The 22,208-nt window shown below is 69.9% G+C and carries 19 protein-coding genes and 1 tRNA gene; 11 read left to right on the top strand and 9 right to left on the bottom strand.

Translation table 11 applies throughout. The features are described 5' to 3' along the window. The first annotated feature begins 1 nt into the window (after position 1). From ASE01_RS19120 to ASE01_RS19110, 3 genes are all read left to right on the top strand, one after another. Positions 2–1,507, top strand: coding sequence for a hypothetical protein (locus ASE01_RS19120; RefSeq protein WP_157537558.1), 1,506 nt, complete (start codon positions 2–4; stop codon positions 1,505–1,507). A 70-nt stretch (positions 1,508–1,577) separates the two neighbouring features. Beyond that, complete coding sequence (locus tag ASE01_RS19115) at positions 1,578–2,942, top strand: acyl-CoA dehydrogenase family protein (protein WP_056756132.1); 1,365 nt, start codon at positions 1,578–1,580, stop codon at positions 2,940–2,942. Next, the gene (locus ASE01_RS19110) at positions 2,942–4,162 is read left to right on the top strand and encodes an acyl-CoA dehydrogenase family protein (RefSeq protein ID WP_056756129.1); all 1,221 of its coding nucleotides are present in this window, start codon (positions 2,942–2,944) and stop codon (positions 4,160–4,162) included. Before ASE01_RS19115 ends, ASE01_RS19110 begins: the two co-directional genes overlap by 1 nt. Before the next feature lie 49 nt (positions 4,163–4,211). Here ASE01_RS19110 and ASE01_RS19105 read toward each other — a convergent pair whose 3' ends face one another. Beyond that, entirely contained in the window at positions 4,212–5,279 is a 1,068-nt protein-coding gene (locus ASE01_RS19105) for a galactokinase (protein WP_056756127.1), read from the bottom strand. A gap of 51 nt (positions 5,280–5,330) precedes the next feature. Between ASE01_RS19105 and ASE01_RS19100 the strand changes: the two genes are divergently transcribed. After that, entirely contained in the window at positions 5,331–5,888 is a 558-nt protein-coding gene (locus ASE01_RS19100; protein WP_056756124.1) for a nucleosidase, read from the top strand. A gap of 18 nt (positions 5,889–5,906) precedes the next feature. On the opposite strand, the gene ASE01_RS19095 is transcribed toward ASE01_RS19100, so the two are convergent. Together ASE01_RS19095 and ASE01_RS19090 are read right to left on the bottom strand one after the other, a co-directional pair. Next, entirely contained in the window at positions 5,907–6,503 is a 597-nt protein-coding gene (locus ASE01_RS19095; RefSeq protein ID WP_056756121.1) for a LysR family transcriptional regulator substrate-binding protein, read from the bottom strand. Positions 6,504–6,582: 79 nt separating this feature from the next. Further along, the gene (locus tag ASE01_RS19090) at positions 6,583–6,858 is read right to left on the bottom strand and encodes a hypothetical protein (RefSeq protein ID WP_056756118.1); all 276 of its coding nucleotides are present in this window, start codon (positions 6,856–6,858) and stop codon (positions 6,583–6,585) included. Between the two features lie 161 nt (positions 6,859–7,019). Here ASE01_RS19090 and ASE01_RS19085 point away from each other — a divergent pair. From ASE01_RS19085 to ASE01_RS19075, 3 genes are all read left to right on the top strand, one after another. Beyond that, positions 7,020–7,105 (top strand) — tRNA-Leu (locus ASE01_RS19085). A gap of 213 nt (positions 7,106–7,318) precedes the next feature. Further along, complete coding sequence (locus ASE01_RS19080; RefSeq protein ID WP_056756115.1) at positions 7,319–9,847, top strand: family 16 glycosylhydrolase; 2,529 nt, start codon at positions 7,319–7,321, stop codon at positions 9,845–9,847. 58 nt (positions 9,848–9,905) lie between these two features. Continuing rightward, on the top strand, positions 9,906–10,475 hold the full coding sequence (locus ASE01_RS19075) for a DUF1990 family protein (RefSeq protein WP_082606234.1): 570 nt from the start codon (positions 9,906–9,908) through the stop codon (positions 10,473–10,475). 66 nt (positions 10,476–10,541) lie between these two features. Here the strand turns inward: ASE01_RS19075 and ASE01_RS19070 are convergent, their stop codons facing one another. Together ASE01_RS19070 and ASE01_RS24540 are read right to left on the bottom strand one after the other, a co-directional pair. Continuing rightward, the gene (locus tag ASE01_RS19070; RefSeq protein WP_056756111.1) at positions 10,542–12,527 is read right to left on the bottom strand and encodes a peptidoglycan DD-metalloendopeptidase family protein; all 1,986 of its coding nucleotides are present in this window, start codon (positions 12,525–12,527) and stop codon (positions 10,542–10,544) included. A gap of 102 nt (positions 12,528–12,629) precedes the next feature. Continuing rightward, positions 12,630–13,595 carry an AraC family transcriptional regulator gene (locus tag ASE01_RS24540; RefSeq protein ID WP_056756106.1) on the bottom strand — a complete coding sequence of 322 codons (966 nt, stop codon included), beginning with the start codon at positions 13,593–13,595 and terminating at the stop codon, positions 12,630–12,632. Between the two features lie 70 nt (positions 13,596–13,665). On the opposite strand from ASE01_RS24540, the gene ASE01_RS19060 reads away from it, so the two are divergent. Together ASE01_RS19060 and ASE01_RS19055 are read left to right on the top strand one after the other, a co-directional pair. Next, a complete protein-coding gene (locus ASE01_RS19060; RefSeq protein ID WP_056756962.1) occupies positions 13,666–15,123 on the top strand; it encodes a flavin-containing monooxygenase in 1,458 nt (485 codons plus the stop codon). After that, positions 15,120–16,880 (top strand): GMC oxidoreductase, encoded by a 1,761-nt coding sequence (locus tag ASE01_RS19055; protein WP_082606232.1) that lies wholly within the window; start codon positions 15,120–15,122, stop codon positions 16,878–16,880. Before ASE01_RS19060 ends, ASE01_RS19055 begins: the two co-directional genes overlap by 4 nt. Here ASE01_RS19055 and ASE01_RS19050 read toward each other — a convergent pair. After that, the gene (locus tag ASE01_RS19050; RefSeq protein WP_157537554.1) at positions 16,826–17,581 is read right to left on the bottom strand and encodes a hypothetical protein; all 756 of its coding nucleotides are present in this window, start codon (positions 17,579–17,581) and stop codon (positions 16,826–16,828) included. The genes ASE01_RS19055 and ASE01_RS19050 overlap by 55 nt on opposite strands. Here ASE01_RS19050 and ASE01_RS19045 point away from each other — a divergent pair. Continuing rightward, a complete protein-coding gene (locus tag ASE01_RS19045) occupies positions 17,580–18,896 on the top strand; it encodes a M20/M25/M40 family metallo-hydrolase (protein WP_056756098.1) in 1,317 nt (438 codons plus the stop codon). The genes ASE01_RS19050 and ASE01_RS19045 overlap by 2 nt on opposite strands. Positions 18,897–19,000: 104 nt before the next feature. On the opposite strand, the gene ASE01_RS19040 is transcribed toward ASE01_RS19045, so the two are convergent. Together ASE01_RS19040 and ASE01_RS19035 are read right to left on the bottom strand one after the other, a co-directional pair. Then, on the bottom strand, positions 19,001–19,222 hold the full coding sequence (locus tag ASE01_RS19040) for a DUF5703 family protein (protein ID WP_235536125.1): 222 nt from the start codon (positions 19,220–19,222) through the stop codon (positions 19,001–19,003). 8 nt (positions 19,223–19,230) lie between these two features. Next, positions 19,231–20,184: an aldo/keto reductase gene (locus ASE01_RS19035; protein ID WP_056756095.1), complete on the bottom strand. Its 954-nt coding sequence runs from the start codon at positions 20,182–20,184 to the stop codon at positions 19,231–19,233. Positions 20,185–20,273: 89 nt separating this feature from the next. On the opposite strand from ASE01_RS19035, the gene ASE01_RS19030 reads away from it, so the two are divergent. Continuing rightward, on the top strand, positions 20,274–21,116 hold the full coding sequence (locus tag ASE01_RS19030) for an undecaprenyl-diphosphate phosphatase (RefSeq protein ID WP_056756092.1): 843 nt from the start codon (positions 20,274–20,276) through the stop codon (positions 21,114–21,116). 86 nt (positions 21,117–21,202) lie between these two features. Here the strand turns inward: ASE01_RS19030 and corA are convergent, their stop codons facing one another. Continuing rightward, a complete protein-coding gene (gene corA / locus ASE01_RS19025; protein WP_056756090.1) occupies positions 21,203–22,183 on the bottom strand; it encodes a magnesium/cobalt transporter CorA in 981 nt (326 codons plus the stop codon). Positions 22,184–22,208 lie beyond the last annotated feature (25 nt).

Here is a 22,208-nt window from a genome sequence, read left to right as displayed (position 1 = left end):
CGTGGGGATCCATCGTGACCTGTGCGAGCTGGTGGCGGCGGCAGGTCCGGACGTCCTGCTCGACGCCACCGAGTTCCGGGCCGCGCTCGACGACTTCCTCGACGAGGGTGCCGCGAGCGAGGGCGAGCTCAACCTGCTGACCGATGCCGTGCGCCTGGGTTCGCTGCAGCGCGTGGTGGACCAGATCGCGCACGGGGCCGATCCCGAGCTCGCCATCGTCGCCCAGGCCGATCGTCTGGCCGAGCAGCGCGGGACCCGTGAGGCGGAGGGCGCACGGTGGGCACTCGGAGCCCTCGCCCATGCGCTCGGACACGTCGACGAGCCCGTCGTGCTCGGGCCCACGGAGCAGGGCGCGGCCGATCAGGCCACCGTGCTGCCGCAGCGTCCGCTCCTCACGCCCGTTCCCAGCGCGTCCCCGCCGACGGTCCTGCCGCCGCCGACCGCCCTGCCGCCGCTCACCCAGTCGAAGGCGCGCCCGGACGTGCTGGTCGAGGCGGACGCCGTCGTACGTCCGGGGCGCGCGCGCAGGCTGTGGGTCCTGTTCGCCGCGGGATCCGCAGTGGCCCTGACGGCAGCGGGAGTCGTGCTGTGGCGTGAGGTCCCCGACGAGCGCGAACCCAGTGGAGGTGCTGTCCCGGGGGAGTCGAGCGTTCTGACGTCAGGCGAGATACGGGCGATCCCGGCTGCCTCGGTGCCCGAGGCTGCCGAGCCTGCCGTGATGGCCAGCAGGGACGGCGGCGTGCAGGTCACCGGTTTCGGGTCGGTCGAGAAGGTGGTCGCTGACGAGGTGGCGCTGATCAGCGCTGCCGACGAGGAACTGGTCGCCTTCACGCTCGCCGACGGCCCCTGCCAGGCACAGCCGGCCTGCCTTCCGTGGGAGCAGCTGGCCCTCGAGGTCGTGGTGGGGGACGCGACGGTCCTGCTGCCGGCAGGTGGACCGTCGTTCGTGATCGCCGCCGGGACCGACGATGCGGTCCAGCTCCGCCTCACGATGAACGGCTACGACCAGCGGATCGCACTTCGTGACGGCCGGCCCGGCGACGAGAACATCGAGGTCCTCACGCGTGCGGTCCGCACCGTCGACGTCGGCGAGTCCCGCGTCGTGCCGGTCACCTCGAACCTGCTGCTCGAGCCGGGAGCCGCACGCTGGACGGTGTCGGTCGGACGGGCCGAGCTGTCCTTCTTCATCGGAGCCAAGGGACTGGCTGATCCGGGGAAGGCCTATCTCGACATCGAGGTGAGCTACCTGGCCGGCAACGACGACTCCGGCGAACCGAGCTATGTCGGCTTCGACAACATCGTGCTGCGGGGACCGGGCAACCAGGAGTACGAGCGTCGCGACATCCAGCCGGACCGGATCAGCGACACGGTCTTCGTGGTGCCAGCCGACCTCACCAGGGCCACCCTGGTCCTGCGCGGGGAGCGGCGACTGCCCACTGCCGAGAACGAGGTCGTGGTCCTCACGATCCCTTCGACGCCGATCCCGATCCGGTTCCCCGCGAAGTGATGCACGGATCACACCGGTCGATGTGAGCCCAGGTGTAGCGCAATGTGTAACTCACAGTTACATTTAGCGCATGTCCTTGATCAGCAACCTCAAACCAGGTGGCAGGAACGGGGTTCCGAGCACCGAGAGCCGCGATCCCATCGGCTACCTCGTGGCCGGCCTCAACCGGCTCGCCCAGACCGACCTCCTCGACAAGGTCCGCCTCCGCAAGCCTGCCGAGCAGGCCGTCTTCTCCGTGACCCGCACCGGGTTCAAGACGATGACCAATGCGAGCCGCACCTTCGCCAAGGCCGGGAAGAAGGGCCAGCCCGGGACCCGGCCCGCCAACGCGGCTGCCAGCGGTGTCTTCGACCTGACCCCGGGCGAGGACGAGCAGATGCTCGTCGACCTCGTCAGCGAGTTCGCCGCGGAGGTCGTGCGTCCTGCTGCCTTCGAGTCGGACAAGGCGTGCGCCGCTCCTGATGCCCTGCTCAAGTCCAGCCTCGAGATCGGCCTGCCGATCCTCGGTGTGCCGGAGGCGCTCGGTGGCATCTCCGAGGAGCGCTCGGCCATGGCCGGCACGCTCGTCGCCGAGGCGCTTGCGAAGGGCGACATGGGCCTGGCCGTCGCCACGCTCGCTCCCGGTTCGGTCGCCACCGCGATCGGCCTGTGGGGCACCGACGCCCAGCAGCAGACCTACCTCCCTGCCTTCACCGGCGAGGAGGTCCCGGCGGCAGCGCTCGCGCTCAACGAGCCCACCGTGCTCTTCGACGTGCTGAGCCCCTCGACGACTGCCACGAAGTCCGGCGACGGCTACGTCCTCAACGGCACCAAGAGCCTGGTCGCCCGCGGCGACAGCGCCGAGCTGTTCATCATCGGTGCCAGCCTCGACGGCAAGCCGGTCCTGTTCCTGGTCGAGTCCTCCACCGAGGGCCTGGCGATCGAGGGCGACCCCGCGATGGGTGTCCGCGCCGCCACGATGACCAAGCTGGTCCTCGACGACGTCAAGGTCCCGGCCGAGGCCGTCCTGGGCGAGACCGACGGATCGACCTACACCGAGTGCGTCCGGTTGTCCCGCCTCGCGTGGTGTGCCCTCGCCGTCGGCACCGGCCAGGCCGTGCTCGACTACGTCACGCCCTACGTCAAGGAGCGTCAGGCGTTCGGCGAGCCGATCGCCAACCGCCAGTCGGTGGCGTTCATGGTCGCCAACATCGCGATCGAGCTGCAGGGCATGCGCCTGCTGACCTACCGGGCCGCCTCCCGCGCGGCTGCCGGCAAGGACTTCTCCCGCGAGGTCGCCCTGGCCCGCAAGGCGTGCACCGACAAGGGCATGCAGATCGGCCTCGACGGCGTCCAGCTGCTCGGTGGCCACGGCTTCGTCAAGGAGCACCCGGTCGAGCGGTGGTACCGCGACCTGCGTGCCATCGGGATCATGGAAGGAACGGTGCTGGTCTGATGGCCATCAACCTCGAGGTGCCGAAGAAGCACCGGGCACTGGTCGACCAGGCCCACCAGGTCGCGATGAACATGCTGCGACCGATCTCCCGCAAGTACGACATCGCCGAGCACGAGTACCCCAAGGAACTCGACATGCTGGCCGCGATGATCGACGGTCTCTCCGAGTCCGGCGCCAGCGAGGGTGCCGGCGCGACCGGCGTCCGCCGCGACGCCGACGACGGGGACAAGAAGGGAACCGTCAAGAACGGCGCCAACCTGGCCTCGGTGACCTCGGTCGCCGAGATGTGCTGGGGCGACACCGGCCTGCTCCTGTCGATGCCCCGCCAGGGCCTCGGCAACTCGGCGATCGCCTCGGTCGCCAACGACGAGCAGCTCGAGCGCTTCAAGGGCACCTGGGCCTCGATGGCGATCACCGAGCCCTCCTTCGGTTCCGACTCGGCCGCCATCTCGACGACCGCGGTCCTCGACGGCGACGCCTACGTCATCAACGGCGAGAAGATCTTCGTCACCTCCGGCGAGCGGTCCGACTGCATCGTCGTGTGGGCCACCCTGGACAAGGCCCTGGGCCGCGCGGCGATCAAGTCGTTCGTGGTCGAGAAGGGCACCCCGGGAGTCAAGGTCGAGCGGCTCGAGGAGAAGCTCGGCATCCGGGCCTCCGACACCGCCGTGATCACCTTCACCGACGCCCGCGTCCCGAAGGAGAACCTCCTCGGCTCGCCGGAGATCAACGTCGAGCAGGGCTTCGCCGGCGCGATGGCGACCTTCGACAACACCCGACCGCTGGTGGCTGCGATGGCCGTGGGCTGCGCCCGCGCGTCCCTCGACCTCACCCGCGACCTCCTCAAGGAGGCCGGCATCGAGGTCGACTACGACCGGCCCGCCATCCTGCAGCACGCGGCGGCCGCGAAGTTCCTCCAGCTCGAGTCCGACTGGGAGGCCGGGCGCCTGCTCACCCTGCAGGCGGCGTGGATGGCCGACAACCGCAAGCCCAACTCGCTCGAGGCCTCCATGGCCAAGGCGAAGGCGGGCCGGGTCGGCTCCGACGTCACCCTCTCCTGCGTCGAGCTGTGCGCCTCCATCGGCTACAGCGAGGAGGAGCTGCTCGAGAAGTGGGCCCGCGACTCCAAGATCCTCGACATCTTCGAGGGGACCCAGCAGATCCAGCAGCTGATCGTCGCCCGACGGCTCCTCGGTCTGTCGAGCGCCGAGCTCAAGTGACCTGAGCCTGTCATCCGGGCCCGTCCTCCTCGTGGGGGCGGGCCCGGTGTCATTGGTGGAGCCGTGCCCCTGCGCCGGGGCTGACGACGTGATGCGCCGGTGCGGGCCAGCCCCGCGCCTCGTAGGACCGGCCGATGGCGGCAGCGACCCGGTCGACGTCGTCCCGCGCGACGAGTGCGATGGAGCAGCCTCCGAAGCCGCCGCCCGTCATCCGCGCCCCCGACGCCCCGGCTGCGAGGGCCGCGTCGACCGAGGTGTCGAGCTCCGCGCAGGAGACCTCGAAGTCGTCGCGGAGGGAGGCGTGGGAGGCCGTCATCAGCTCGCCCACGGTGCTCCAGTCACGGGTTCGGAGTGCCTCGACGGTCCGTCGCACCCGGTCGCTCTCGGTCCGGACGTGTCGTCCCCTGGCAGCCAGCGTGCGCTCGGAGGTCGCGGGATCGGCGGCGAAGGCCTCGCACTCGGCCCGGCGCTGCGCGTAGCCTCCGTCGCCATCGGCCAGGGCGTGCCGGACGCCGGTGTCGGTGACGAGGACCGCCAGGGACGCCGCGTCGAAGCCGAGCTCGACGTCGTGCACGCGGGGAGCCGTCGGATCGGCGAAGTCGATGAGCACGCCGTGATCGGGTGTCGCGAGGAGACTGGCCAGCTGGTCCATGCCACCGGTGGGCGCTCCGACGTACTCCGTCTCGGCGCGGCGACAGGCCTCGGCCAGCCTCATCCGCTCGTCCCGGTCGCGGTCGGGTCTGCTCAGTGCGGCCACCGCCAGGGCGACGGAGCACTCCAGAGCGGCCGAGCTCGACAGGCCACCGCCGAGCGGAAGGGTCGTCGTGATCGCGATGTCGAGGCCGGGGACCTCCCAGCCGTCCTCGGCCATCGCCCAGAGCACGCCGGCGACGTAGGCCGCCCAGCCGTTCACGTCCTGGCGCACGACGTCGTCCCAGGTGCCCGTCCACACCTCGCCACGGTCGCTGTCGATGCTCAGCCGCCGGTCCCGGCGGGTGGTGAGGGTCGCCGTGGTGCCGAGCCCGATCGCGAAGGGAAGGCAGAGGCCGCCGTTGTAGTCGGTGTGCTCGCCGATCAGGTTGACCCGCCCGGGGGCGACGGCGATCACGGTGCTCACCGGTCCATCCAACCCGATGGACGCTCGCCGGCGGCCGCTAGGTTTGCCCGCGTGCCGCGTCCCCTGATCGTCGCTGCGACAGCGACCGAAGCTGCCCACCTGCCCGCCGACCTCGAGGTGCTCCTCACCGGCATCGGCAAGACGGCTGCTGCGACGGCGCTGACACGTCGCCTCACGTCCTCGAACGACCTCCACGACCTGGTGATCGTGAACCTCGGCACCGCCGGCGCGTTGCGTGACCTGCCTCCCGGTTCGGACGGTCTGTTCGAGATCGGGACGGTCATCAACCACGACATCAATGCCGATGCCATCCGGGCGCTCGGGTACGACGCCCGCGAGCGGTTCGTGATCGGCGACGCTCCGACCGTGCTGGCGACCGGCGACGTGTTCGTCAACGACCCGGCTGTCCGGACCCGACTCGCCGCCCAGGCCTCCCTGGTCGACATGGAGGGGTACGCCGTCGCCTACGTCGCCCGGGAATTCGGCGTCCCCCTGCGGATGATCAAGCACGTCTCCGACAACGCCGACGAAGGCGCCATGGACTGGGTGACCCTGGTCGATCGCAGTGCGCAGATCCTGGGGGAGTGGGCCTCGCAGAACCTCGCCTGACCGCGCCGCGGAGGACTCTCAGCCGCGGCTGCTCCCGGCTCGTCGGCCGCGCGCAACGCCGACGAAGTCCTGGTGGACGGGGCTGTCTGCGTCGCGGAGCCAGATCAGGGCGACGTTGGTGGGCTCGAGGTCGACGGCGCGCTGCACCACGTCCTTGCGGTGGTGCAGCCTGGCGATCGACATCGGCACGATCACGATGCCCGTACCCGACGCCGCCACCTCGATGGCGTCCTTGACGCTCATCTCGGGGAAGCTCAGCTGGTCGGCGGACGGTGTCCAGCCCGACGGGTGGGGCTGGACCAGCTGCTCGCCGTCGAGATCGGCCATCGCCACGACGTCCTGGTCCTCGACGGCCGCCACGAAGTGCTCCTTCGCAGCGACCACGACCTGCACCTCGTCGTACAAGCGCACACAGTGCAACGGCGCGGGGGAGTCGAGGTCGACGGGCAGGCGGGCGATGACCATGTCGGCGGTGCCGTCGTCGAGGACGCTGCGCTGGACGTCCTCCTGGATCGGGATCAGCTCGAAGCGGATCCGGGGGTTCTTCTCCCACCAGACCTTCTTCCACTTGTCCGGAGTCACGCCCGGGACGAAGGCGACGCGCATCTGATCCATGGGACCAGCCTCCCAGAAGCCGGGGGAGTACGACGAAGCCCGGGTACTCCGCACCCGGGCCCCGCCGTTCGTCGATCTCTCAGGCCTGCGCGACCAGCCCGAACTGGATGGACCCCGTGTCGTCGACTCCCGCGTCGAGGACCATCGCGTCGAGCTTCTCCGCAGCGGTGGTGTCGAGGTAGACGGTCGCGCCGTCCTGCTCGACCACCTGGTCACCGGCCTCCGGCTGGTTGGTCGCCGTGACGGCGAAGCCGGCCTCGGCCTCGGTGATCCTGAGGCCGGCGGAGTCCGCAGCCTCCGGTACCTCGGTCATCTGCTTGACGATCGTGCAGGCGTTCTCAGTCAGGGTGAGCATGATGGGCCTTCCGCTTTCGTGGGTCAGAGACCTTTCCGACCGTTGCACGCCGCTCCATCCCGTTCAAGGCGCCGGGCGTGTCGGAGTGCCGCTCGCTGCCGTCAAAACGGGGTGCCGATGCGACGTCGGGGCCCACCCTTTGCTACGGTTTCTCCGCACTCGTCCGGGTGGCGGAATTGGCAGACGCGCTAGCTTGAGGTGCTAGTGCCCGTATTAGGGCGTGGGGGTTCAAGTCCCCCCTCGGACACCGACGAAGGTCCCGAATCTCTGCAGGTCAGAGGCTCGGGACCTTTGCTCATTTCGATGCTCATCCCGGGCCGACGCGGTCCCGTCCCCGATGACCGAAATGCCAGGGTCCCGTAGTTCCTTCGGGTGGTTTTTCTCGCGCCGCGTTGGGGATTCCCTGACGCAACGGCATCTCTAACGTCGTGGTGAGGGAGACCACCATGGGGGGACCGTTGTGAAGTTCTTGAGGGCGCGGGCCCGAGCAGCCGCTGCCAATTCCGCCGTCGTCGTCACGGGGCTGTTCGTGGTCGCCGTGACCGCAGTGGCCGGTGTCGCTGCCGTACCGACGGTGGCCAGCACGCCCGTGGTCACCTCCACGACCCTGGACCTCCGGGCCGACGGCACCGGGACCGTCCGGGTCGCGGTCGCCGACGGGTCCGATCCGGCCAACCTCGTCGACCTGTGGGTCGACTCGGTCTGGCAGCAGACCTTCGCTCTCACCGACCGAGCAGCCACGATCGACATCGGACCCCAACCGCTGGGCGACCACCTGGTCACCGTCCGGTACCGGAACAACGTTGCTCACGCGGCGAGCCAGGCGAATGTCGTCTGGACCGCGCCCGGCACCGTCCAGGTCCCGACCACCACGAAGATCGAGCTCAACGCGGACGGAACCGGCCTGGTCAAGGTGAGCGCCGACGGCGCCGTACCGAAGAACCCTGTGGACCTGTGGGTCGACGGGGTCTGGAAGTCGGCGCTGACCCTCACCAACGGCCAGGCGGCCATCGACCTCGGCACCCAGACGCCCGGCGACCACCAGATCACCGCCCGCCACCGGCCCAGCAGCACCAGCGGCACCAGCCAGRSCACCGTGACSTGGACCGCGCCCGGCACCGTCCAGGTCCCGACCACCACGAAGATCGAGCTCGACGCCGAGGGCAACGGGCTGGTCAGGGTCACCGGAGCCGGCGCCACCCTCAGCAACAAGGTCGACATGTGGATCGACGGCGTCTGGAAGATCGCCCTCACCCTCACCGACGGCGTCAGCCCGATCAGCCTCGGCACCCAGACGCCCGGCGACCACCAGATCACCGCCCGCTACCGGCCCAGCAGCACCAGCGGCACCAGCCAGAGCACCGTGACGTGGACCGCGCCGAGCACTGTGCAGGTCCCGACCACCACGAAGATCGAGCTCGACGCCGAGGGCAACGGGACGATCCGGGTCACCGCGCAGGACGGAACGCCGACGACCAACAAGGTCGACGTGTGGATCGACGGTGTCTGGAAGATCGCCCTCACCCTCACCGACGGCGTGAGCCCGATCAGCCTCGGCACCCAGACGCCCGGCGACCACCAGATCGCCGCCCGCTATCGGCCCAGCAGCACCAACGCGGCGAGCCAGTCCACGCTCACCTGGACTGCGCCGACCACGGTGCAGGTCCCGACCGCCACCACGCTCGAGCTCGACGCGAACGGCAGGGGCAGGGTCGAGGTCACCGCCGCCGACGGCCCGACACCGAGCAACAAGGTCGACCTGTGGATCGACAACGTATGGACGACCGCCCTGACGCTGACGAACGGCGAAGCAGCCTTCCAGCTCGCAGCCCAGCCCGGCGGCGACCACAAGGTCACAGTCCGGCACCGGCCCAGCAGCACCAGCGGCGCCAGCCAGGCCACCCAGCCGTGGCTGGTCACGACCGCCGACCAGGAAGCGACGACGACCACCCTGTCCGTGCTCCCCGACGGCACCGCCACCATCGAGGTCGAGGTGGCCGACGGGTCCACGCCGGCCAACCCGGTGGATCTCTGGGTCGAGGGACGACCGATGAGCACCCACACCCTGACCGACGGCCGGGCAACAGTCGCTCTGGGAAGCAAGGCCGGAGGGGTCCTCCCCGTCAAGGTCAGGTACCGCCCCGACCCCACGCAGCAGGCGAGCACGGCGACGGCGATGTGGTCGGTCGACACCAGCCCGGTGCCGGGCGCCGAGGAGTGCGGTGCGGTCATCGAGAAGGCCGACGGGGACCGGTGGAACTGCACCTTCGCCGACGACTTCGACGGGAGCGCCCTCGACCGGGACAAGTGGGCCGTGCAGACGACGTTCGCGACGGGCCACGAGGAGATCGCCTGCTACGTCGACTCGCCCGACAACGTTGCCGTCTCCGACGGCACCCTCCAGCTCACGGTGCGCAAGGGCGAGGCGATGGCCTGCGCCGGTCACGAGGACCTGGTCACGCCGTACACCGCCGGGATGGTCACGACATCGCACACGTGGTCCCAGCAGTACGGCCGGTTCGAGGCACGCGTGAAGTCCACGGCCACGACCAGCGCCGGTCTCCACGAAGCGTTCTGGCTCTGGCCGGACGACCGCTACCCCGAGGGTCAGCAGGCGTGGCCGGCCAACGGCGAGATCGACATCGCCGAGACGTACTCGAACTTCGCGAACCTCGTGGTGCCCTACCTCCACACCAGCCTTGATGCGCTCGGGGCGATCCTCACCGGCAAGGACGCGAACACGAACCGCACCTGCGCCGCCCAGCGAGGGGTGTTCAACGTCTTCACGCTCGAGTGGACGCCGGAGCGGGTCGAGGTCTTCGTGAACGGGGTCTCGTGCCTCGTGAACACCTCGGGCAACGACGCGTTCAAGAAGCGCTACATCATGGCGCTGACCCAGGGACTCGGCTCGCAGCAGGGCAACACCCTGGTCCCCGAGACCCCGATCCCCGCCACCATGACCGTGGACTACGTGCGGGCATGGTCCTGAGGCAGGACAGCGCCGCCGGCTGACGTGCCGCGCACCGAGGGGAGCCTAGGCTGGCCCCATGGACGACGGCCCCCTACCTGCCCCGCGGGGCGAGCGGGCACCTCAGCTCCTCGACGCCGCCACGACAGCCCGGCTCCGCGCCGAGGAGCTGACCTACACACGCCCGAGTGACCCTGCCGTCGTACCTGACGGGTTCCACCACTTCTCCCGCGCGCAGCGGATCCGGCGCACCGACCTCGACGGTGCGGCCGCGGACCTGCTCGGGTGGCGGGTGCACGCGCGGGCCGGTCTGAAGGTCGCCTCCTCGGCACCCAGCGCCGCTCCGGGCGAGGTGGTGCTCATGCGGCTCGGTCTCGGGCCGCTCGCTCTGCGCATCCCGTGCCGGGTCCTCGACGTCATCGACGAGCCCGACCGTCGCGGCTTCGTGTACGGCACCCTGCCGGGTCATCCGGAGAGCGGAGAGGAGTCGTTCGTCCTGGAACGCCAGCCGGACGGCAGCATCGACTTCGTCGTTGCGGCGTACTCCCGGCCCGCGAGCTTCCTGGCGCGCGCCGGCGGACCGGCGAGCAGGGCCATGCAGCGGTTCATGACCGGGCGCTACCTCGCGGCACCGGACCGCCTCGTCTGACGAGGAAGGTCCCGGACCCCTGTTGCCAGGAGCCCGGGACCGTTGGTCATCCCCGAAGGGCCGTGCTCAGTTCCAGAGCGCGGCGTACTTCAGGACGCTGCCCGAGCGGTACGCCGTGACGGACACCAGGAGCCGCCCGGCGGCGGACTGCGTGGTGAACTCCGCCTGGTACTGCGCGGCGGTCAGACCGTGGCGGGCCACCGTGGCCGGTGCGGCCGAGGTGAAGATCGCCGAGAACTTCACGTTCGCGCCCACCAGGTAGGTGTCCAGGTGGACCGGACGACGGCCTGCGGCCACCTGCTGGTTGTAGACGGTCTGGTAGCTCGTCTCCGCGATGTTCTGCAGCGACACCATCGCGCCGACGCTGGCCTTCTCGTAGAGCGCGGTGTACCGACGCTCGCCGCCGACGTACACGACGGAGATCTGGCGCGGGACGTAGCCCGCCCGGGTCAGGCTGGTGAACTTCGACTGGTGGTTCGTCGCCGTGACGCCGTGGTAGGCCGTCCAGGCCGGTCCGGACGTCTTGGTGAACACCGAGGAGTACTTCGCCACGCCACCCTCGAGGTAGCTGTCGACGTGCGTCAGGCGGTAGCCCGCAGCCCGGTAGGTGTCGAAGGTGGCCTGGTGCTGGGCAGAGCTCTGACCGTTGCGGGCGACCCACGGGAGACCCGCGGCGGGACGCCAGATGCTCGCGACCCGGGACAGCGAACCGTCCTGGACCTGCTGACGCCACACGAGCCGGTAGCCCGCGAGTGCGGTGTCGTTGAACTCCTCCTGCCAGCAGGTCGACTTCACACCGTGTCGCGCCCACTGGGTGCCACCGGGGACGACCCGCTGCCAGCCGCAGCCGTTGGGGGAGATGTGCTGGCCCTGGCGAAGGGCGGCCTCGCTGCTGTTGGTGAGTGCGGTGAACCCGGGCGTCACACTCGGAGCTGCGGCGGAACGCACCGTGGCGTGGTTGAAGCGCAACGGGAGGCCCTGGGCTGGGTTGGCGTAGTCGCCGAAGCCGGCCTTGTCGGCAAGGTGCAGGTGGAGGTGCGGGCGGCTGCTGTTGCCGGAGTTCCCGCTGTACCCGAGGAGCTGGCCCTGCTTGACGGGGATGTTCAACCCCGAGCCCGCAGCGGAGGGGCACAGGGCAGTCGAGATCGACCCCGCCTTGAAGTGGGCGTACAGCGCCACCTCACCGGTGGCGTGCTCGATGTAGAGGTGGTTGCCCTCGACCTCGGGCTCGGGCTTCAGCACACCCGGGGTGTTGTCGGCCTGGTCGCGACGGCACTTGCGGATCGTGCCGTCCGCCATGGCGTAGATGGGCAGGCCGAAGGAGTAGTGGTCGGTGTTGACGTCGGTGGCGTCGGTCGTGCCGGGCTTGGTGTGGCTCCAGGTCGATCCGTTCCACTTCACGACGTCGAGGTCGTAGGCGTAGCGCTGGTTGTGCACGCCGCGGTGGTGCGAGCCGACGTCGTGGCCGACCGTGTTGCGCCAGCGACCGCCGCTGACCGTGGACGCCGGGAACCGGTAGCCGCCGGAGGGCGTCTTGTTGACGTACTCCACGAGGGAGCGCGTGAACACCTTCGCGTCGTACCCGCTGAAGTTGAGCTGGATCCGGACGGTTGCCGGCACGGGGAAGGCATTGATCCGGTTGTCGGGCACCTTGAGGAAGTGGTTCGAGCCGTCCAGTCCCGAGCGCGGGATGGACGTGGCGAGGCTGAAGGTCTGGGCGGTGATCGAGCTGCCCGGGTAGGAGACCTGCACGCTGGACAGCGTCACGCTGCTCGTGTGGGTGTTGTTGACCCGCATGTCCATGTTGAGGCGCCACCCGGCGGCGTCGCCGGCGTAGCGGGGAGCAACCCGCTCGACGTACACCTGATTGGTGGCGGACGGGTTGACGGGCTGGACCTGCGTGATGGTGACAGGAGCTGCCACGGCATGCGCCGGGGCCTGGACCAGGGTGGCCGGAAGTGCGGCCGTGACGAGCGACAGCGCAGCGGCGCGCCAGTAGCGGCGTCGGTTGCGGTGGGCCTGCTGGGGGGCAGGGGACACTTCGATGGACATCGTCATCCTCTTTTCTGGGCACACGGTCGCGTGTTCCAGCAGGAGGAGTCCGTCGACGTCACCGGTGATACATCGAGCTCTGGAGATTTCTCCGGAACTCCGTCAACGCTGGCTCGGTGCGTGCCCTGTCCAGCGTCGATAGGCCGCACCGAAGCTCGTCGACTCCGCGTAGCCGAGACGGTGGGCGACGTCCTCGACCCGCAGGGTGCCGGCGGCGAGCAGGTCCTCGGCGACGTCATGGCGGACCTCGTCCACCACGGTGCGGTACGACGTGCCCGCATCACTCAGGCGCCGCCGCAACGACCGCTCACTCAGCCCCAGGGCGGCGGCGACGTCGGGCATCGGACTACCGCTCTCCAGCCGCTGGGCCACGTGGATCCGGACGTGCTCCACGATGCCGTGCCGACTGCGCCGCGGCGAGACGAGGTCACGACACATCGCCTCGGCGAGCGCGAAGGCGTGCGGGTTGGCCTGGGGGAGCGGGTGCTCGAGCCACGACGAGTCGAAACGGAGGGCGCCGGGACTCTCCGAGGTGCTCGCGCGGTGCTCGGCCGCCAGGCCACCGCCGGCGATCTCCTGAAGGACGCGGCCGATGGCGGTCAGGTCCCGCTGGACGAGGAAGTCGCGCACGTCCACGGGGACGCCGCGGTCGTCGACGGTGATCACCACCTGCTCGCTGTCGACGGTGGCGGAGGGGATCGTGAAGGTGAAGCTGAGGTCGATGAAGCGCAGCGCGAGGTTGGCGGCGTGACCGAGCGTCGGGCTGCTGAGCAGGGCGAACCCCAGCGGCCCGAAGGTGGAGGCGTGGTAGCGCGCTCCGACCGACCCGCCCGTCACCGACGGTGCCCGGTTGCGCAGGTTGCGGAGCACGCGGAGCTCCTGGGCGGCGGTCACCTCCCGCTGGTGGTCGGCGAGGTCCCGGGGTCCCAGGTCGCTGCCCTGCAGCAGGACGTCGACGTCGAGCCCCGCGTCGACACCCGCCTCGACGAGCAGTGCCGTCCCGGCGACCTGGCGGGGGAAGTCCCAGCTCCGCGTCGCCGCCGGCTCGAATCCCTCCAGAGACACCATGGCCGGAATTATGGACCCTGTGGCCGCGCGTCGCTGGCTCCGGGGGGCATTGGTTCCTAGCGTGGGTGCCATGCAGACCTCGGTCATCATCATCGGCGCAGGCTTTGGAGGCCTGGCCACCGCGCACCACCTCCGCGAGGCCGGGGTCACCGACATCACGATCCTCGAGCGCGCCGACGACGTCGGTGGGGTCTGGCGGGACAACACCTACCCGGGCGCGGCCTGCGACGTACCCTCGGTCCTCTACTCGTGGTCGTTCGCCCCCAAGACCGACTGGACCCACCGCTACGCGCGCCAGCCCGAGATCCACCGCTACATCAGTGAGTACGCCGCCAGCAGCGGGCTGCGCGAGCTCGTCCGCACCGGGTCCGACGTGACGGGAGCTGCCTGGGACGACACTGCCCGGCAGTGGACCGTGCGGCTCGCCACCGGCGAGGAGCTGCAGGCCGACATCGTGGTCTCCGCGGTCGGCCAGCTCTCCCGCCCCTCGATCCCTGCCCTGCCCGGCCTCGACACGTTCGCCGGCCCGGCCTTCCACTCGGCGACCTGGGACCACGACGTCGATCTGGCCGGCAAGCGGATCGGCGTGATCGGCACCGGCGCGAGCGCGATCCAGTTCGTCCCGGAGATCGCCCCCCTCGCCAGCCACCTCACGGTCTTCCAGCGCTCGGCGCCGTACGTCGTCCCGAAGCCTGACGGCACCTACACGACCGGCCAGCAGCGCCGGTTCGCCGCGCACTCGCGGCTGCACCACCTGACCCGTCGTGGGACCTTCCACCTCACCGAGCAGCTGAACAAGACCCTCGACTCGGACGGTCGACTCGCCGGGGTCCTGCGCGCGGCGTGGCAGCTCCAGCTGCGCCGCCAGGTCAAGGATCCCGCGCTGCGCGCCAAGCTGGTCCCGGACTACGCCCTGGGGTGCAAGCGCCTGCTCTTCTCGAACAACTGGTACCCCGCACTCGCCCGCAAGAACGTCGAGGTCGTCACCGACCGGGTCAGCTCGGTGGAACCCTCGGGCGTGCGGACGCCCGACGGCGTCCTGCACGAGTTCGACGTCCTCGTGTTCGGCACCGGCTTTGCGGCGACCGAGTTCCTCGCCCCGATGCGGATCACCGGACACGCCGGTCGCGAGCTGACCGACGCGTGGGACGGCGGTGCCCGCGCCCACCTCGGGATCAACGTCCCCGGGTTCCCGAACTTCTTCGTGCTCTACGGCCCCAACACCAACCTGGGCGGGAGCTCGATCATCGGCATGCTCGAGGGCCAGGCCGGCTACATCGTCAGCGCAGCTCGCGAGATCGAGTCCTCCGGGCGGGCGATCTCGGTGCGTCCGGAGGTCGCTGCCGCCTACGACAGCGAGATGCAGGAACGTCTCTCCAAGAGCGTGTGGACGTCGTGCGCCAGCTGGTACCGCGACCCCAGCGGCCGGATCACGACGAACTGGCCGGGAACGGTCGCCGAGTACCAGACCAGGACGGGGCAGTTCGATGCCCACGACTTCGACGCAGTGAGGGAGGTGTCGGCATGACGCACTACGACGTCCTGGTGATCGGGTCCGGCTTCGGGGGCAGCGTGACCGCGCTGCGACTCTCGGAGAAGGGCTACAAGGTCGGGGTGATCGAGGCCGGTCGCAGGTTCGCCGACGACGAGCTGCCCACCTCCTCGTGGAAGATGCGCGACTATGTCTTCAACCCGGCCATCGGCTGCTACGGCCTGCTGCGGATGACGATCCTCAAGGACGTGCTCGTGCTCGCGGGCGCAGGGGTCGGCGGAGGCTCGCTCGTCTACGCCAACACGCTCTACCAGCCGCCGCCGGCGTTCTTCACCGATGCCCACTGGGCCGGCATCACCGACTGGGCCGACGAGCTCGCCCCGTTCTACGACCAGGCCCGGCGGATGCTCGGCGTGGCGACGTACCCCCTGACCTCGCCGTCCGACCGCGTGATGCGCAAGGTCGCCGAGGACATGGGCGTGGGGGACACCTTCCACCCGACCGACGTCGGCGTGCTCTTCGGCGAACGGGGCGGCGAGAAGGTGGCGGACCCCTACTTCGGCGGTGCCGGACCGGAGCGCACCACCTGCACGGACTGCGGCGCCTGCATGACGGGCTGCCGGGTGGGGGCGAAGAACACCACCGTCAAGAACTACCTGTTCCTCGCCGAGAAGGCCGGCGCCGTGGTCCATCCGATGACCACGGTCACGGACGTCCGGCCGCGGCCCGAGGGCGGGTACGCCGTCGCGACGCGCCGTACGAACGGCAAGGTCCGCCTGGGGCGTGACTCGTTCACCGCCGACCAGGTGGTCTTCTCCGCTGCCTCGCTCGGGACCCAGCGCCTGCTGCACCGTCTGCGCGACAGTGGCAGCCTGCCCCGGATCTCGGCACGGCTGGGAGAGCTGACCCGCACGAACTCCGAGGCGATCCTCGGCGTGCGCGCCCGTGGCACCGACGTCGACTACTCGGAGGGTGTTGCGATCACGTCCTCGATCCACGTGGACGAGCACACCCACGTCGAGCCGGTGCGCTACGGCAAGGGCAGCAACCTGCTGGGCCTGATGATGGCGACCCTGACCGACAAGCCCGAGGACCGGCGCCCGCGCCTGGTCGCGGGACTGCAGGAGATGTGGCGCCACCGGCGGGACCTGCCGCACCTGCACGACCCGCGCCACTGGTCGGAGCAGACCATCGTGCTGCTGGTCATGCAGAGCCTCGACAACTCGCTGACGACCTACCTCAAGCGCCGTCCGTGGGGACGGGTGATGACGACCAAGCAGGGCACGGGCGACCCCAACCCGGTCTGGATCCCGCAGGGGCACGACGTGGCCCGCAGGATCGGTGAGGAGATCGACGGCATCCCCGGCGGGGCGTGGGCAGACCTCGTCAACATCCCGGTCACCGGCCACCTCGTCGGCGGGTGCCCGATCGGCGAGTCCCCGGCCGAGGGCGTGATCGACCCGTACCACCGGCTGCACGGGTACGACGGGCTGCACGTGATCGACGGCTCGGCCGTGGCCGCGAACCTCGGCGTGAATCCCTCACTGACGATCACCGCGATGGCCGAGCGCGCGGTGGCGCTCTGGCCGAACAAGGGTGAGCCGGATGCGCGACCCGGTCGGGGCCAGGCCTACGCGCGAATCACGCCCGTGGCACCCGTGCGACCGGCCGTTCCTGAAGGAGCGCCTGCCGTCTACCGCATCTCGTCGCGCCGCCCGACCGGTCTCGACGACGGGACTCAGGAGGGCGGGCGCACCTCGACGACGGTGCCGTCGAGCTCGAACTCGATCTGAGCGGACTGACCGAACTCGTTGCTGGTGGAGGCGGTGATCCACTCGGGGGTCCCGTCGTCGTCCGCGGGCTTGTCGATGACGAGGTAGCACGTCTCCGGGTCCTCGACCAGCTCCTCGACCTGCGGACAGAGTCCGTCGAGCACGGTCCCGTCCACCGTCGCGAGGTCAAAGGGCAGGGCGTCCCCGGTGCCCTTGGTCGGGTCGCCGAAGCTGCCGTCCCAGTAGTAGCTCAGCTCGCGCTCGTCGGCAGGGTCGTCGACGTCGTACGGGACGGTCAGCACCGCGTAGTCCGGGTAGATCACGGCCCGACGGATCGTCGTCGAGCCGGTCTCCTCGTCCAGGTCCGCCACCAGGGCGTCGAAGCCGTTGGCCGACTGCGGCTCGTCGTCGCCCGGCTCACCGCCGGCACCGAGCAGCAGGATGACGCCGGCGACCGCGCCGACCGCAGCCACGGCGCCCACCACGATGCCCACCGGGAACCCACCTGTACGCCGGACGGTGCGCTCGTCCAGCGAGCGGACCGGCTTCGGGACCGCGGATGTCGCGGATGTCTCGTCGTCGGGGGTCTCGTCGGGCGAGTACTGCTTCCAGTCGGGTGGAGCCATCCCCGCACCGTAGGGGAGCACGTGGCCGGTTGTCCCGCTTCCCGGCCCAGCGGAACCGGTGGCGGGCAGACGACGTCGTGCAACGATGTCGGTCATGGGGGAATCCACCGTGCCCGATGTCGCTGCCGAGGTCGTCGACCTGTGCCGTGAGCTGATCCGGATCGACACCTCCAACTACGGCACCGACGAGGGGCCGGGGGAGCGCAAGGCAGCTGAGTACGTCGCCGGCCTGCTCGACGAGGTCGGGATCGCAGCCGAGGTGATCGAGACCGCCCCCGGCCGGGCCAACGTGATCGCCCGCTGGGGTGGGGAGTCGGGCGCCAGGTCGGACGCGCTGCTCCTGCACGGCCACCTGGACGTCGTACCCGCTGCCGCGGAGGACTGGCAGGTCCATCCCTTCAGCGGCGAGGTCCAGGACGGGTACGTCTGGGGCCGCGGCGCCGTCGACATGAAGGACTTCGACGCGATGCTGCTGTCGGTGGTGCGGGCGCGCCAGCGCGCGGGCCGGGCACCGGAACGCCCCGTCGTGCTCTGCTTCACCGCAGACGAGGAAGCCGGCGGCCACCTCGGAGCAGAGCTCCTCGTACGCAACCACGCGGACTGGTTCGACGGGTGCACCGAGGCGGTCGGCGAGGTCGGCGGCTTCAGCACCACGGTCCGCGGCCGCCGCCTGTACCTGATCGAGGCGGCCGAGAAGGGCATGGCCTGGATGCGGCTCACCGCCCGCGGCCGCGCCGGCCACGGCTCCATGGTCAACGACGACAACGCCGTCACCCGTCTCGCCAGCGCCGTGGCCCGCATCGGCGCCCACCAGTGGCCGGTCCGGCTGACGCCGACGATGCAGACCCTCCTCGCCGCCGTCGCCGACCTGGCCGGCACCGAGGCCACGCCCGAGAACGCCCCCGCCCTGGTCGAGGAGTTCGGCGGCGCCGCCCGGATGCTCGGCGCGGTGCTGCGCAACTCGACCAACCCGACCATGCTCGAGGCGGGCTACAAGGTCAACGTGATCCCGACCGAGGCCAGCGCCCACGTCGACGGCCGCTTCCTGCCCGGCTTCGAGGACGAGTTCTTCGCCACCCTCGCCGAGCTCACCGGTGAGGGCATCGAGATCGACTACCTCTCCCACCAGCCGCCCTGGGAGATGCCGTACGAGGGCCCGATCATCGAAGCGATGTCCCGCAGCCTGCTCGCCGAGGACCCCGAGGCGCTCGTCGCCCCGTTCCTGATGAGCGGTGGCACCGACGCCAAGCACTTCACCAAGCTCGGCATGCGCTCCTACGGCTTCGCGCCGCTGCGACTGCCCGATGACCTCGACTTCACCGCGCTCTTCCACGGTGTCGACGAGCGGGTCCCCGTCGATGCCCTGGAGTTCGGAACGCGGGTCATGGACCGGTTCCTCGACGAGGTCTGAGCAGCCCGGCGGCGAGCTGGAAATGCTGCGGTTTGGTCCCAAACCGCATCAATTCGGGCTGATCTGTTGCGGTTTGGGACCAAACCGCAACGTTCTGGAGGCCCTCAGGCGGTCCTGACCGCCCGAATGATCTTGCGCCGCAGCACGACCCGTCGCTTGCCGTCAGCCCCGATCTGAAGCCGGTCCAGCTCCCAGCCACCGTGCTCGGCCCGTTCCACCAGCAGTCGTGTCACCTGATTGCGGGAGAAGCCACGATCGAAGGTGACCTGGTCGAACTCCCACTCCACCCCACGCCCCAGCCCGCGCATCATCCCGGGTCGGATCATCGACACCGTCACACAGCACCTCCGGACACGTCGTCGAGGGCTCCCCGGATCTCCGCGGGGAGCGTCTTCTCCTCCGCCCGGAGTGCGACCTTGAGCTGGGCGGCGGTGCGGGCGCCGATGACCGGCGCGGTCACGCCGGGGGAGTCGCGCACCCAGGCAAGCGCCACCTCGAGCGGTGTCCAGCCGAGACCGTCGGCAGCGCGGGCCACTGCCTCGACGATGCCCCTGCTCTGGTCGTCGAGATAGGCCTCGACGAAGCCGGAGAAGACGGGGGAGGCGGCCCGGGAGTCCGAGGGGGTACCGGTGCGGTACTTGCCGGTCAGCACACCCCGCCCCAGCGGCGACCACGGGAAGACACCGAGACCAAGGGCTTCGGCGGCAGGCAGGACCTCGCGCTCGATGCGCCGGTTGACCAGGGAGTACTCCACCTGGGTCGATGTGATGCGGGCCCGGCCTGCGCCGCCCTCCTGCAGCGTGACCGCCCGTGCGGTCTGCCACCCGTTGTAGTTGGAGATGCCGACGTACGACGCCCGGCCGCTGCTGATCGCATGGTCGAGCGCTCCCAAGGTCTCCTCGAGCGGAACGGAGTCGGACCAGATGTGGACCTGCCAGAGGTCCACGTGGTCGGTCCCGAGGCGGGTGAGTGAGGTGTCGAGGCCGCGCAGGAGCGCGCCGCGCGAGGTGTCGGTGACCCGTTCGCCGCCCCGTCGCCAGATCCCTGCCTTGGTCGCGAGGACGACTTCGTCACGTCGTACGACGTCGCCGAGCAGGGAACCGATGAGTTCCTCGGACCGGCCGTCGGTGTACCCGGCGGCGGTGTCGATGGTCGTCCCGCCCGCCTCGACGAAGGCAGTGAGCTGGTCGCGCGCCTCGTGCTCGTCGGTGTCCTTGCCCCATGTCATCGTGCCCAGGGCCAATCGCGACACCTGGAGGCCGCTGGCTCCGACGTACCGCTGCTGCATGGGGCACAAACTATCCGGCTCCCGGTCAGAGGCGCCGACGGGCGCGCCGATCCTGTTCGATTCGGCCTCACTCCCTAGGATGCTCCGTCGTGGCCGACTTCCTCCAGGCAGTGTTCCTCGGCATCCTCCAGGGGTTGACCGAGTTCCTGCCGATCTCCAGCAGTGCACACCTGCGGATCTTCCCCGAGCTGTTCGGCTGGGGTGACCCGGGCGCCGCCTTCACGGCCGTCATCCAGATCGGGACCGAGCTCGCGGTGCTGATCTACTTCCGCAAGGACATCTGGCGCATCGCCCGTGCGTGGGTGCTCTCGCTCTTCAAGCCGGAGTACCGCGGCGCGATCGACGCCCGGATGGGTTGGTACATCATCGTCGGCTCGATGCCCATCGTGATCCTGGGCATCCTGCTCAAGGACGTCATCGAGCGCGACTTCCGCAACCTGTGGATCATCGGCACGATGCTGATCCTGCTCGGACTGGTGCTCGGGTTGGCCGACCGGATCGGCCGTACGGACAAGCAGATCAAGCAGATGACCCTGCGCGACGCGGCCCTCATGGGTGGCGCCCAGGCGATGGCCCTGGTCCCCGGGGTGTCGCGCTCCGGTGCGACGCTGTCGATGGGCCGCTTCCTCGGCTACGACCGCGAGGCTGCCACCCGGTTCGCCTTCCTCCTCGCGATCCCGGCCGTCGTCGGTGCCGGGCTGTTCGAGCTCACCGAGATCGCGAACGTCGGTGAGGCGCACGCCGGCGAGGCGAGCTACGGCTGGGGCCCGACGATCACTGCGACGATCGTGTCCTTCGTGGTCGGCTACGCCGCCATTGCCTGGCTCCTGCGTTACGTCAGCACCCGTTCCTACACACCGTTCGTCGCCTACCGGGTCGTGCTCGGTGTGGCGGTCCTGGTGCTGCTCGGTACGGGTGTGCTGAACGCCTGATCCCCGGACCGCTGAGGCCCGCGTTTGGGCAGAAACCGCATCCCAGGCCCCGGAATTGATGCGGTTTGGGACCAAACCGCATCAATTCAGAACCAGCCGGACTTCTTGAAGAAGATCCACAACCCGCCGACCGTGGCGGCCATCAGGAACAACGCGAACGGGTAGCCGAGGGTCCAGTCCAGCTCCGGCATGTGCCTGAAGTTCATGCCGTACACACCGGCGATCAGGGTGGGTACGACGACCAGGGCCGCACCTGCGGAGATCTTGCGCATGTCGTCGTTCTGCTGGACCGCCACACGCGACAGGTGGGCGTCGAAGGCAGTCGACAACAGGCTGTCGAGGGTGTCGATCTCGTCGGCGGCCTGGGCGAGGTGGTCGCTGACGTCGCGGAAGAAGGGGCCGGCCTCGGCCTCGATCAGGTCGACGGACCCGGTCGAGAAGCGCCGCATCGGCTCGCGCAGCGGCAGCACGGCGCGGCGTACCTCGGACAGCTCGCGTTTCAGGATGTAGATGCGGTTGCCGTCGTTGGTCCGCTGGTCGGAGAACACGGAGACCTCGACCTCGTCCACGTCGGTCTGGAGCTCGGCGACGACGGCGGTGTAGCCGTCCACGACGGCGTCGCAGACGGCGTACACGACGGCGGAGGGACCGTGGTCGAGGACCGACTGCTTCTTCTCGAGCTCGTGGCGGGCATCGCTGAGGGCCGAGCCGCGTCCGTGGCGGACGGTGATCACGAAGTCCGTACCGATGAAGACATTGATCTCGCCGGTCTCGACGGCGTCGTCCTCGTCGACGTACCAGAGCGTCTTCAGGACGAGGAACAGGCTGTTCTCGTAGCGCTCCAGCTTCGGGCGCTGGTGGGCCACGACGGCATCCTCGACCGCGAGCGGGTGCAGCCCGAAGGCGTCGGCGATCTCGGTCAGCTCGATGTGACTGGGTTCGTAGAGGCCGACCCAGACGAAGTCGTGGTCGCCCCCAGCGGCCTCGCGCAGCGCTGCGTAGTCGTGGAGGTGGCAGTCCACCGGGAGCCGGGCCCCGTGGCGATAGACAGCGCTGTCGACGATCACGACTCCACGCTAGTGGCTGGTGCGG

Source organism: Nocardioides sp. Root190 (assembly GCF_001428565.1).
In the GTDB taxonomy this organism is placed as follows: domain Bacteria; phylum Actinomycetota; class Actinomycetes; order Propionibacteriales; family Nocardioidaceae; genus Nocardioides.
The sequence above is the reverse complement of the archived record's forward strand: the minus strand, read 5'-3'. Positions and strand labels throughout refer to the sequence as shown.

Coding starts and splice junctions, on each gene's coding strand:
- ASE01_RS19115 (WP_056756132.1), top strand. CDS start 1,578: ATGTCCTTGATCAGCAACCTCAAACCAGGTGGCAGGAACGGGGTTCCG.
- ASE01_RS19110 (WP_056756129.1), top strand. CDS start 2,942: ATGGCCATCAACCTCGAGGTGCCGAAGAAGCACCGGGCACTGGTCGAC.
- ASE01_RS19095 (WP_056756121.1), bottom strand. CDS start 6,503: ATGGATCAGATGCGCGTCGCCTTCGTCCCGGGCGTGACTCCGGACAAG.
- ASE01_RS19090 (WP_056756118.1), bottom strand. CDS start 6,858: ATGCTCACCCTGACTGAGAACGCCTGCACGATCGTCAAGCAGATGACC.
- ASE01_RS19075 (WP_082606234.1), top strand. CDS start 9,906: ATGGACGACGGCCCCCTACCTGCCCCGCGGGGCGAGCGGGCACCTCAG.
- ASE01_RS19070 (WP_056756111.1), bottom strand. CDS start 12,527: ATGTCCATCGAAGTGTCCCCTGCCCCCCAGCAGGCCCACCGCAACCGA.
- ASE01_RS24540 (WP_056756106.1), bottom strand. CDS start 13,595: ATGGTGTCTCTGGAGGGATTCGAGCCGGCGGCGACGCGGAGCTGGGAC.
- ASE01_RS19060 (WP_056756962.1), top strand. CDS start 13,666: ATGCAGACCTCGGTCATCATCATCGGCGCAGGCTTTGGAGGCCTGGCC.
- ASE01_RS19055 (WP_082606232.1), top strand. CDS start 15,120: ATGACGCACTACGACGTCCTGGTGATCGGGTCCGGCTTCGGGGGCAGC.
- ASE01_RS19045 (WP_056756098.1), top strand. CDS start 17,580: ATGGGGGAATCCACCGTGCCCGATGTCGCTGCCGAGGTCGTCGACCTG.
- ASE01_RS19050 (WP_157537554.1), bottom strand. CDS start 17,581: ATGACCGACATCGTTGCACGACGTCGTCTGCCCGCCACCGGTTCCGCT.
- ASE01_RS19040 (WP_235536125.1), bottom strand. CDS start 19,222: ATGATCCGACCCGGGATGATGCGCGGGCTGGGGCGTGGGGTGGAGTGG.
- ASE01_RS19035 (WP_056756095.1), bottom strand. CDS start 20,184: ATGCAGCAGCGGTACGTCGGAGCCAGCGGCCTCCAGGTGTCGCGATTG.